Source organism: Streptomyces megasporus (genome assembly GCF_000718985.1).
Classification (GTDB): domain Bacteria; phylum Actinomycetota; class Actinomycetes; order Streptomycetales; family Streptomycetaceae; genus Streptomyces; species Streptomyces megasporus.
In genome coordinates this window covers 1-10,904 of the sequence record NZ_JODL01000052.1, presented here as the reverse complement: position 1 = coordinate 10,904, position 10,904 = coordinate 1, and the positions used below count along the sequence as shown (strand labels likewise).

Genomic DNA, 10,904 nt, shown 5'->3' with positions numbered 1-10,904 from the left:
GGAATCTCAATGATGAAGTCAAGCCGCTTGCGTGACCGGCGGGGCGGAGGTGAACAGCCTCTTGTCACGCAGCATGGCCCACAGCACGTCGACTCGCCGTCGGGCGAGCGCAAGCAACGCCTGGGTGTGGATCAACCCCTCGGATCGCTTCCGCAGGTAGTAGTCGCGAGATGGGCCGGGCCGCATCATCGCGGTCTGCGCGGCCATGTAGAAGATGTGCCGCAGGCGCCGGTTGTAGCGTTTGGGCCGGTGGTGGTTGCCGGTGCGGCGGCCGGAGTCCCGGGCGGCCGGGGCCAGGCCGGCGTGGGAGGCAAGGCGGCCGGCGTCGCGATAGCCGGACAGGTCGCTGACGATGGCGACGAACTCCGCCCCCAGGATCGGGCCCATGCCGGGCATGGACTCGATGATCTCGGCCCGGTCGTCGCCGCGGAAGGTCTCGCGGATCTCCCGGTCGTTGTCCTTGATCCGCTCGTCCAGGGCCAGGAGCTGGTGGGCGAGGTCGCGGACGAGCTTGGCGGCCCGCTTCTCGCCGGGCAGGGCGATCTGCTGGGACTGGGCAGCCTCGACGGCCTTGGCCGCGACGGTGCCGGCGCCGCGGACCTTGCGGCGTTCCAGCCAGGTCGTCAGCCGCTTGACACCGACCCTTCGCAGGGCGGCCGGGGTCTGGTACTCGGTGAGCATGACGACCGGGCCCTTGGCCGCGGAGTAGTCGAAGGCCCGTTCCAGCGCCGGGCAGATGCCGACCAGCAGGTCACGCAGCCGGTTGATCAGCCGGACCCGGTCGGCGATCAGGTCGGCCCGGTGATTCGTCAGGACCCGGAGCGTGGAGACCAGCTCCGGGGGCGTGTCCAGGACCGCGAAGCCCTTCGGGCGCATGCGGGCCTGGTCGGCGATGATCCGCGCGTCCTTGGCGTCGGTCTTGCCTTCGCCCTGGTAGGCGCCGGACATGCGGTTGACCGTCCGGCCGGGAACGTAGACCACGTTCTGGTCGTGGGCCACCAGCAGGGCCAGCAGCAGCGTGGAGGCCCGGCCGGAGATGTCCACTGCCCACCGCACCTCGTCGGCCCGCTCACCGGCGGTCTCGATGAGAGCGAGGATCTGGGCCTCGTCGTTGATCACCTTCGTCGAGAACAGCGTCTCGCCGTCGGCGTCGAGAGCCACTGCCCAGTGGTGCCCCTTGCCGGCATCGATACCGACCCATATCCGCGCCTGCCGCGTACTCAAGCCCGTCGCTCCGTATCCCTCGTGACCCGTACTTCATGGCCCGAAGAACACCCCGCCGACAGGTCCCTAACCAGCGATGACCGCAGTTCTCAATCAGTGGTCGGAGCGCCCCGGAGGACCGGGCGGCCATTCCTTCCGAGCCATCAACGACAGACCGCCATCAGCCACACCCGGTCCTCCCGGACCGCCAACCATTCTTAGGGAACCGGCCATGGCCGACCACACCACGCCCCAGGAACAACGCCCCTACGACGTGGAGGTGGAGCTGTCGAAGTCCTACCGGTTGCGGATCCACACCGCCACCGACGAGCGTGACGCCCGCCGCCAGGCGCTGGACGCCGCCCACCACGCCGCAGGGCACAAGGGATACAGCGACGTACCCACCGACTCCTACACCGTGCTGGACGGCCCCACCATTGGCTTCCAAACGTGGCTGGACCGCCGACCCGTCACGTCCTGATCAATCTCGGCGGCGCTTCCTGTACCGCGACTACTCACACCCGACGAGTCCCGTAAGTTCACGCAATCTGAAGGGTTCTCGGTGGGAACTCAAGGGTCCGTCGTCGTGCTCTGCGGAGTTGCTTCCGTGGGTTCGGGGCCAACTCGCGACCTTGTCGTTCCTGGTCCCCTGGACCGGCAAGACGCCGAGCGGCCCCCTGCTCGAACGCAGCGAAGCGGAGTTGAAAGCTTGGGGGCGGGGCAGCCTCGGGTCGCTGCTGTACCGGCGGGCGCTGGGCGAGGCCGTCGCCACGGCGCTGGCGGTACGCGACGGCGCGCCGTCGACCGGCCCCGCACCCACGTACGCGCAGGTGCAGGCCCTCGTCGACGGGCCCGGCGTCACGTGCCGGTGAGCTTGTCGAGGTCGGGGGCGTAGACGGTCATCCAGTGCGGGTTCAGCCGGTAGTAGACGACCTCGCGGTTCCAGTCGAAGGCGTCGTCGTCGCCGTAGAAGTCCTTCAAGTAGGCGAGGAGTTCCTGCCAGTCGGCCGTGGGCTCGGCGTCCTCGGGGTTCAGCTCCTCCACCGTGCCGTGGGTGAACACGCCGAGGTCCTCGCCGCGCATGTACGCGACGCTGGCGGCCGGACGGGCCGCGAGATGACGGGCCTTGGCGGCGTTGCGCGCCGTGCCGAAGTGCCACCGGCCGTGCAGGAAGTGCCCGTCGACGCCGCTGATCCGCGGTTCGCCCTTTGCGGTCACCGTCGAGAGGGCGAGCGTGCACATGCCGGTGAGGACCCCGGTGAGCTGCGCCGCCGTGATAGTGCGGCCCTCGACGATCGAGCGGAGGTGTGCGGTCGAGCCGGAGAGGGAGAAGTCGAGGAGGGACTGGAGCTTGTTGAGTTCTTCTGGGGTTTCGCGCATACGTCCATCGTCGGCCGTAAACCCGACACCCTCTGTCGTCATTGATGAAGCGGCGGTGAGGTTGGCTCCGCGCGGGTTGCGCTCGGTGCTGCGTGGATGGCAACAGGTGGGGGACGAACGCCGGGACATGTTCATGTATTCGCGGTTGACGACGAGCTGTGATGCCGTTGGTCCTGCTGTCAGGCCGCACGACGCGGTGTTCCCTTGAACTGATTGAGCAGCCATGATGTGCCGCCGTGACGGATTTCGTGGTTCCTCTCGCCATCGCAGTGATCGGGTTAGTAGTGCTCCGTTAGGTCGTTGTGGATCTCGGTGAGCTTCTGGGGACTGGTTGGCGACAGGTGATGCAGGTGCCGGTCCAGCAGCTCAGGAGGCTTTGGAGGGCGTCGAGGATCTGGTAGAGGGTGAGTCCGGTGTGTGGGCTTTTGGGGTCAACCGGTGTTCGGTGAGGAAGGCCTGGGCGGCGGTGACGAGGGTGACGTGATGGTGCCGGCCGGGCCAGGAGCGGCCTTCGAAGTGATCCAGACCCAGACCGTGCTTGAGTTCCCGGTAGTCGAGCTCGATGCGCCGGCGCATCTTCGCCCACCGGACCAGGTCTTCGACCGGTGTGGCGGCGGGCAGGTTGGAGATCCAGTAGCCGGTCGACGCCGGCTGGTCGGCGGGCCATTCCACGAGCAGGGTCCGCAGCGGCAGGGTGCCGTCCCATGGGTAGTGGCCGCCGCCGGCTTCCTGAGCGGCCCGCAGAGCCTGCTTGCCCGCGGGCCGCACGCGCAGCACGGCGAACCGTGAGGTCATCGGCCCTTTGCCGCCTTCGCACCAGGTGACCTCGGTGAAGTGGGAGACCGGTGCTTGGGCGGCCAGGTGAGCCATGGACTGCGACCGGGTGCGACAGCGTGGCAGCGTTGGTGGTCCCAGCCCGCCATAGGCGGGCCAGTGCGGCTCGGCCGTCTCGGGGTGGGCCACTTCCTTGCCCGTCAGCGCGAGCACATAGGACAGGTGTCGCTCCTCCAGCGCGAGCCGGAAGGGTGTGCCGGTGCCGTATCCGGCATCGGCCACGACCACCGGCGGGGTAAAACCCCAGCCGGCCAGCTCGTCCATGGCATCCAGCGCCAGCCGCCACTTCTCCCGGTGCCCGACCTGTTCGGGTACGTGGGTGACGCGACGGCGTTCGGTGTCCTGGACCCATTCCTCGGGCAGGAACAGGCGCCACTGCAACGGGCAGGATGCGGTGTCACTGACCGCGTGCACGCTCACCGCGACCTGGCAGTTGGCCCGCTTGCCCAGCGCATCGCAGTACTGACGGGCCACCCCAACCGACATCCGGCCGTCCTTGGGGACGGACACGTCATCGATCGCCCAGGCATCTGGGCTGATCAGCGGCACGATTCGTTCCACGATCCGCCGCTACACCGGCACCGGGTCCCAGGGGGACTGATTCACGAACTGCTGCAGATTCTGCTCGCTGCCGTCCGGCAGCCGCTCGGCCATCGGCTGGATCGACTTGCGCCGCCCGTCCAGCATCAAACCCCGCAGGTAACAGTCCCCCTTCGCCTGCTGGTCCTTGCGCGGCACCGAAGCGAACACATCCGCCACGAATCCCGCTAACTCAGCCCGTAACTCCGCCACTTGCCGCATATCCATCCGTCCACCGTGCCTCGCACACCACGACCCGGCAAACAGACCTAACGGAGCACTACTAGTACTCCAGTGCGGTTTTGTGATCTAGCGATCAGGTAGGGCATGGAGTCGGCGTCGGTAGTGGCTTCGGCGGGCGGTGGCCTGGTGATGTCTGCGCCAGGTTGACCAGTGCAGGAGCCTGCTCACGGAGATGCTCGGTGAGTTCAGCAGAGACCCCAGCAGGTGGCGGATCTCCGGGACGGTCAGGTCGATCGGGTCGTTGCTGCGGGCGGGGCGGTCCGGCTCGGCGGGTCTGGTAGGTGTCGCGTCCGCGACGAGAACGGTCAGGAAGGCCAAGGCCAGCATGGCCAGGGTGATGTGCCGGTGCCAGGCGGTCCAGCGGCGAACCTGATAGTGGTCCAGGCCGACCTGGCCCTTCGCTGCCTGGAAGCACTCCTCGATGCACCACCTCGTGCCGGCCACCCGCACCAGCTCGGACAGGGGCACCCGGTTCGGAGACCAGCACAGGTAGAAGGCGAGTTCGCCGCTGTCGGGGTTGCGGCGGATCAGCAGGTGCCGGACACTGCTGGTGCCGGTCTCGATCCAGGCCCAGTCGTAGTAGCGGGGTCCCTTCGCCCCGGCTCCGGCACTCTGACGGTGCCAAGCGGTGACCGGTAGGCGGTCAGCGACGGTATCCGCCCGGGCAGCGGTCCGGCCACGGTTAATCCGCACTCGGGTGCTGCAGGCCACGGCCAGAACGTAGCCCAGCCCGCGCGCTTCCAACAGGGCGCGCAGAGCGGGGTCTTGGCCATATGCCTCGTCTCCGGTCACCCAGGACGCGCTGATCCCGGCCTCCAGGGCTGCCGCGATCATCTGCCCGGCCAGGGCGGGCTTGGTCGCGAACGCCATGTGGCCGGGGATCCCGGCGCGGGTGCGGCGCTCGGTGTCCTGGCACCAGGCTTGTTCGGGCAGATAGAGCCGACGGTCGATCAGTGCCCTGCCTTTGCTGGAGGCGTAGGCGAGGAACACGCCGACCTGGCTGTTCTCGATCCGGCCTGCGGTGCCGGTGTACTGCCGCTGCACGCCCGCCGAGCTCCGGCCCTTCTTCAGGAACCCCGTCTCATCGACGATCAGGACGCCGTCGTCGTTGCCGAGGTGTTCGAAGACATATGCCCGGACGTCGTCGCGAACTTCATCGGCGTCCCAGCGCGCGGATCGCAGCAGCCGCTGCATCGGCCCGGGGCGGTCGTGGCCGGCCTGCTCGGCCAGTTGCCAGCAGTTCTTCCGCTCGGTTCTCGACAGCAGACCGAGCAGATACGCGCGGGCGGTCGCCCGCGGTTCCACCCTGCGGAACCGGCCCGCGATCCGGGCCATGGCCTGGTCGAACATTGCCCGCCAACGAGCCGCGTCTATGCTGTGGCCCGCGGCCACCGCACGATCTTCAGGAGTCCACACAACCCTTGATGATCACGCGGTGGCCACTTCAGTTCCCGCACCCGTGCCCAGGTGGTGCCAGGCATGGCCGCACCCGTTGGCGCAGAACCGAGCCCGCCGCCGCTCGTCAGCCACGCCGAGTAGTGCGACCAGCAGCCGGAACGCTTTGACGCGCTCGCCCTGCGGCAGGTTGATGATCTTTGTCAGCTGCTCGGTGAGATGCCCGCGCGTGATCAGCACGGCCGGGGTGTGCGTGGGCCGGATCCCGGCTCTGCGGATGCTCTCCGGTCCGTCCTCGATAAGGGCGCGGGCCTGGATGCAGAACCCTGCCAGGTCGCGCAAGGCTTCGAACTGTTCGGTGCCGGCCAGACTCTCGAACCAGCCACCGCGCGCTCATTCATCCCGCCCCACCCCACAACACCCAGGCCGCCAGCCGTGCACGGCCATCGAACCAGATCGCGAAGTGTGACTGGAGTACTAGCCGCTCTCATTGACAGCCTGCTGCTCCACGGCACAGCCAAGTGCATGTCCAATGTGGGCGAACCACGATCAACCCTCATTACCCGAACAGATGACCGACGTATCGCTGTCCGCATTTGTGCGACAGGCTGCCTGTCTGATCTCCAACGTGCTTGGGAGTCAATGCTTCTAACATGTCCTCAGATCGGGGGAGCGAGTTCTGGGGAGGGACCGCACGGATGAAGGTTCTCAGGCCGACGCAGCCGACGAGCGAGCAGCTCACGGTGATCAACAATTACAAGCCGGGGGTGTTCGTCGTACGGGGCGCCGCCGGCAGCGGCAAGACCACCACGGCCCTGTACCGGTTGAAGTTCACCGTCGGTTTCTGGCAGCGCCGCCGCCGAGACGGCTTCATCAGTGGTCCTGTCCGCGTCCTGGTTCTCACCTACAACCGCACGCTGCGCGGCTACATCGAAGAACTTACCCAGGAGCAGATCAAGGGCAATGATGTCGAGCTGACGGTCTCCACCTTCGGGAAGTGGGCCACCGACCGTGTGGCCTACGAGCGGATCCTCCAGGACCGTGAGCGCAACCGGAAGCTGGAGGCACTGGCCGCGTCCCTGCCGCTGTCCGACGAGTTCGTACGCTCCGAAGTCGACTATGTCCTGGGCCGCTTCTTGCCGGGGCGCCTGGACGAGTACATCGAGTGCGAACGGCAGGGCCGCGGCCGCTCCCCGCGTATGCCGACCCCGTTGCGGCGCCGGTTGCTGGAGGAGGTCATCCTTCCCCTCCAGGAGTGGAAGAAGCAGCAGCAGGCATGGGACTGGTCCGACCTGGCGAACGCCATGGCCGCCAAGCGAGCCGACGACCCGTACCACGTGGTCGTTGTTGACGAGGCCCAAGACTTCTCCGCCAACCAGGTACGGGCCGTCCTCAACCACGTCACCGACGAGCACACGCTCACGTTCGTCCTCGATGCCGCTCAGCGCATCTACCCTCAGCGCTTCACCTGGGCCGAGGTCGGTCTGAGTGTGGGCTCGCACAACAGCAAGCTGCTGTCGAAGAACTTCCGTAACACCCGGCAGATCGCCGCCTTCGCCGCTCCGCTGCTCAAGGACGTGGAGACGACAGACGACGCCGCGATCCCTGACCTCTCCTCCTGCAAGGAGGAGGGCAACAAGCCCTTGCTGGTCCAAGGCACCTTCACCCAGCAGATGGACCATGTGGTGCAGTTCCTCAACGACCTCGGACCCGACAACGACGAGTCCGTCGCCATCCTTCACGCCAAGGGCTGGTTCGGCGAGGTCAGGAAGCGTCTGGATGCGGCCGGACTGGCATATGTGGAGCTGACCCGCAACGCCGAGTGGCCGACGGGGCCGGTGAACGTCGCGCTGTCGACGATGCACTCCTCCAAGGGACTGGAGTTCGATCACGTCATCATCGTCGGCCTCAACAGCGAGGTCATGCCGCACGCCGCCGAACCCGGCGACAGTGAGCGCGACGCACACTTGCGGTTGCTGGCCATGTCCGCCGGACGTGCCCGCAAGACGCTGACCATCACCTACAAGCCTGCAGAGGCAAGCGACCTCATCGCCTGCATGGACCCGGACACCTATGAGGTGAAGGCCGTATGACCACGACAGAGCCGATATCGGCCATACCGGGTGATGACGGGCACGCCGAGGGCCTCCACGCGCTCATTCGGAAACGCAAAATCACCGAAGTGATGCATTTCACTACAAACCGGGGTTTGCTCGGCATACTTCTACAGCGGAAGTGCAAGGCACGTGCACTCCTCTCCGAGGACGAGTACCTGGAGAGCATCTACCACCAAAACACCAAGGTCCGCAGAGAAGCTCCGCGGTTTTGGTCCTACGTGAACCTCAGCATCAGTGAACCCAACCACCGCTTCCTGCGCATCAGCAGCGAAGACTGGTGGGCGAACGAGGACCTCTTCTGGGCGGTCCTCAGCTTCGATCCAGTGATCATGACGCATCCCGGCGTCCTATTCGCCCCAGGCAACATGGGGTACGCCGGCATCACACCCGCGGAAGGACTGCCCGGAGCCGAAGCCCTCTTCGCCGACCGCGTCCCTATGGGCTTCAACAAGACGATGCCGCGCCGCGACCGAGCGCCTCACCTCCCCACGAACCCCCAGGCCGAAGTGCTCTACCCGCAGGCCGTCTCCACCCGGCACCTGCAGCACATCTATGTCCTCACTGACGAGGACGCAGCGAAGGCTGAGGCCATTGTCAGCGTCAGCGGACACGATGAGGTCGACATCTCCGTCGACCCGGTCACGTTCGGCAGGTAAGGACTACGGTGAGCGCCATGCAATGGGAGGCAGTACGCGCCTCGGCCCAGTGGGCTGCGTACGGAGACGCACTCGGCTTCATCACCGAACTGACCGACGCTGCTGGCGTACGGCGCCGCATCGGCAGTGACGAGGTCACCACCACCGTCCCGTGGAAAAGGCGCGTCGGAGGACGCTACGGCCGCGATATGCCCCTGCCGGCGGGTGCGTACTCCGACGACACCCAGCTCCGCCTGGCAACATCACGAGCCATCCGCGGGGACGGGGAGTTCGACGCCGATGCCTTCGCCAAGATCGAAGTCGTCGCTTGGCAGGCCTACGCGCTCGGCGCTGGCCGCGGGACAAAGGCAGCCGCCACCGGCCTGATGCGGGTCGATGCCAAGTGGTCGCAAAACATCTTCGCCACCAAGGCCGCCCGGTACGTCGACATCGGCGGCAACGGCGCCGCCATGCGCATCCAACCCCACGTCTGGTCCGCACGCGACCTCACCAACTGGGACCACATCACCCGCGACGTTGTACGCAACGCCGTCAGCACCCACGGCCACCCACGAGGCATCCTCGGCGCTGTCCTGCACGCTGTCCTGCTGGCCCACACCCTGGACGCGAACGAGATTCCTGACCCCAAGCAATGGCGCCCCGCTATCGACTGGCTGGAGCAGGTACCAGACGTCATAGCGAAGGACGACGAACTTGCGTACCTCTGGCTGCCCACATGGACCGACGCTGCCGGAACCGACTTCCGGACAGCCGCACACGCTGTCGCGGATGAATGCCGCACAGCGCTCGAAGCCTTGGAGTCCGCAGCGCCCCTCAACGCCGAAACGTACGCCGCCTTCGTGCAGCGGCTCGGTGGATTCGACGAAGCAACGCGTGGATCAGGCACGGTCACCACTGTGGTCGCCGGGGCGCTGGCACACGCCTACGCCGATTCGCCAGAAGCGGCGCTGCTCCTCGCCGCTAACACCCTCGGCTCCGACACTGACACCATTGCCACGATGACCGGCGCGCTCCTGGGCGCTGTCACAGCAAGCCCTCCGCCCGGCGCCGTGCAAGACGCCCAGGTAATCGATTCCGAAGCACGCCGCATGTGGGAAATCTCCCAAGGGCGTGACGCAGTTACCTTCACCTATCCGGACCTCCTGCGCTGGAGTCCTCCCAAAGCCACGCTCGATCTCGTAGGCCATACACCGGCGGGGCCCGCCCTGGCAGGCCTGGGAGCCTTTGTTCCTGCAGGAAGTCCGACGCCGGGTAACCAAGCGACATACGTGTGGGGCACTCTGCCGTTCGGTCAGAGCATCCTTGTCCGTGCAAGGCCTGATCTCAGGCCGCTAGATGAGCATTTGCTCCCGCAGGACCGACGAAAGCGCACCCGGCGGGCGGCGGATGCCGCTCTGAGGAAACAACAACCGCTTTTCGAAACTGCGATGTCGCCAGCCGTACCCGCTGATCAGGGAAGGGCGGGGCATGGAGCTGCGCTGGAGAGTGCGAGTGGGCGTACCCGCAGAACAGGCCCACCCACCGTTGAGGAGATCGTCCAAGAGCTGGCAAGGAACGGCTTCCCTCCTGAGCAGGTGGGCCGTGCTCTGCTTCAGCAGCTTCGGAACGGTCGATACAGCGTAGAGCGGGCTGCTGCCTTTGCTGGGCTGCTTGCCCGTGCCTACCACCAGAGCGGTCAATAGTCTGGTCCGCTCCGCCTCATCGGCTTTCAGCACCTCACCAGCCCGATGCCCACCTGGCTGACCCAGCCGCCGCTGCGCACGCAGTGGACTGCGTGGCCCTGGGCAGGAGGAGTACCGCTGCCCGTCCTGACCACAGGGGAGCATCCTTGGGAGCAGACACCTGCCCGACACTGCGGTCCGGAACAATCCCTGCGTCACATCGACCGTCACTCTGAACGGCCTTCCGCTCAACGACATTCGCGCTGGCGGCGCGCTCTAGGAAGAGCCCGGCGATAGCCCCGGCCCAGGACACCACCTCAGGGGGTGCTTACGCCGTAAGCACCCCCTGAGGAAAACTTAGAAGAGCTAACGCTGGCCCACGCCCACCGGCCCGGCGCTCCCGCCAACTCCCGGACACCCGGCAACGGTGGCCTCCCGGCCGCCGGCACCGGTCGGGTCACTCTCGCCCGCACCGGCGGCGGCGCCGGAGAAGACTGGGGCGCCTACGTCCTCGCTTACACCAGCGTCCTCCTGCCGGACGGTAGCCGCGCCGCCCTCATCGCCGCCACCACCCCCGACGACCCGGCCTGGGGCCTGCGCCTGGCCCCCACCCGGTGGTCTGCCGCGGGGAGTGCCCGCGGGCCGGTGTGGGAGTACGCCGCGGCCGCCACCCCACCCAAGGGCACCACCGAGCCGGTCGCCCGGTGGGAGCAGCGCCTGGCCGTCTACCTTCTGGCCGCCGCCCTCGCACCCCGCCTGATCCCCACCCGCGCGTCCGTCGACCTACCGGCCGCCACCTGGCAGGCCGCCGTCGACCGCACCGTCCACCTCGATGT

General features: G+C 67.1%; 10 protein-coding genes and 1 pseudogene. 6 read left to right on the top strand and 5 right to left on the bottom strand.

The window, feature by feature from the left end:
- Positions 1-18 precede the first annotated feature (18 nt).
- Complete coding sequence (locus IF47_RS0126360) at positions 19-1,224, bottom strand: IS110 family RNA-guided transposase (protein ID WP_031511513.1); 1,206 nt, start codon at positions 1,222-1,224, stop codon at positions 19-21.
- Between the two features lie 211 nt (positions 1,225-1,435).
- On the opposite strand from IF47_RS0126360, the gene IF47_RS31305 reads away from it, so the two are divergent.
- Together IF47_RS31305 and IF47_RS0126350 are read left to right on the top strand one after the other, a co-directional pair.
- Positions 1,436-1,684, top strand: coding sequence for a hypothetical protein (locus IF47_RS31305; RefSeq protein WP_031511511.1), 249 nt, complete (start codon positions 1,436-1,438; stop codon positions 1,682-1,684).
- Between the two features lie 151 nt (positions 1,685-1,835).
- Positions 1,836-2,075 (top strand): hypothetical protein, encoded by a 240-nt coding sequence (locus IF47_RS0126350; RefSeq protein WP_031511510.1) that lies wholly within the window; start codon positions 1,836-1,838, stop codon positions 2,073-2,075.
- Here the strand turns inward: IF47_RS0126350 and IF47_RS0126345 are convergent.
- From IF47_RS0126345 to IF47_RS0126330, 4 genes and pseudogenes are all read right to left on the bottom strand, one after another.
- Complete coding sequence (locus tag IF47_RS0126345) at positions 2,062-2,583, bottom strand: pyridoxamine 5'-phosphate oxidase family protein (protein ID WP_031511508.1); 522 nt, start codon at positions 2,581-2,583, stop codon at positions 2,062-2,064. The two genes, IF47_RS0126350 and IF47_RS0126345, sit on opposite strands and share 14 nt — an antisense overlap.
- Before the next feature lie 366 nt (positions 2,584-2,949).
- Positions 2,950-4,224: pseudogene (locus tag IF47_RS28350) on the bottom strand (IS701 family transposase).
- Between the two features lie 81 nt (positions 4,225-4,305).
- Entirely contained in the window at positions 4,306-5,589 is a 1,284-nt protein-coding gene (locus tag IF47_RS0126335; protein WP_078592145.1) for an IS701 family transposase, read from the bottom strand.
- Positions 5,590-5,667: 78 nt separating this feature from the next.
- Complete coding sequence (locus tag IF47_RS0126330) at positions 5,668-6,003, bottom strand: DUF5958 family protein (protein ID WP_281179546.1); 336 nt, start codon at positions 6,001-6,003, stop codon at positions 5,668-5,670.
- 329 nt (positions 6,004-6,332) lie between these two features.
- Between IF47_RS0126330 and IF47_RS0126325 the strand changes: the two genes are divergently transcribed.
- The 4 genes from IF47_RS0126325 to IF47_RS28345 all read left to right on the top strand — a co-directional run.
- Complete coding sequence (locus IF47_RS0126325; protein WP_031511504.1) at positions 6,333-7,727, top strand: 3'-5' exonuclease; 1,395 nt, start codon at positions 6,333-6,335, stop codon at positions 7,725-7,727.
- Positions 7,724-8,407 carry a DarT ssDNA thymidine ADP-ribosyltransferase family protein gene (locus IF47_RS0126320; protein WP_031511503.1) on the top strand — a complete coding sequence of 228 codons (684 nt, stop codon included), beginning with the start codon at positions 7,724-7,726 and terminating at the stop codon, positions 8,405-8,407. The genes IF47_RS0126325 and IF47_RS0126320 overlap by 4 nt, the downstream gene beginning before the upstream one ends.
- Before the next feature lie 17 nt (positions 8,408-8,424).
- Positions 8,425-10,089, top strand: coding sequence for an ADP-ribosylglycohydrolase family protein (locus tag IF47_RS0126315; RefSeq protein ID WP_245641251.1), 1,665 nt, complete (start codon positions 8,425-8,427; stop codon positions 10,087-10,089).
- A gap of 624 nt (positions 10,090-10,713) precedes the next feature.
- Positions 10,714-10,904: hypothetical protein (locus IF47_RS28345; protein ID WP_037733421.1), on the top strand; the 191-nt coding region annotated here is incomplete at its 3' end.

Excerpts from the sequence above, each read along its gene's own strand:
- IF47_RS0126315 (WP_245641251.1), top strand. The coding sequence starts at position 8,425 with ATGCAATGGGAGGCAGTACGCGCCTCGGCCCAGTGGGCTGCGTACGGA.
- IF47_RS0126345 (WP_031511508.1), bottom strand. The coding sequence starts at position 2,583 with ATGCGCGAAACCCCAGAAGAACTCAACAAGCTCCAGTCCCTCCTCGAC.
- IF47_RS31305 (WP_031511511.1), top strand. The coding sequence starts at position 1,436 with ATGGCCGACCACACCACGCCCCAGGAACAACGCCCCTACGACGTGGAG.
- IF47_RS0126335 (WP_078592145.1), bottom strand. The coding sequence starts at position 5,589 with ATGTTCGACCAGGCCATGGCCCGGATCGCGGGCCGGTTCCGCAGGGTG.
- IF47_RS0126325 (WP_031511504.1), top strand. The coding sequence starts at position 6,333 with ATGAAGGTTCTCAGGCCGACGCAGCCGACGAGCGAGCAGCTCACGGTG.
- IF47_RS0126320 (WP_031511503.1), top strand. The coding sequence starts at position 7,724 with ATGACCACGACAGAGCCGATATCGGCCATACCGGGTGATGACGGGCAC.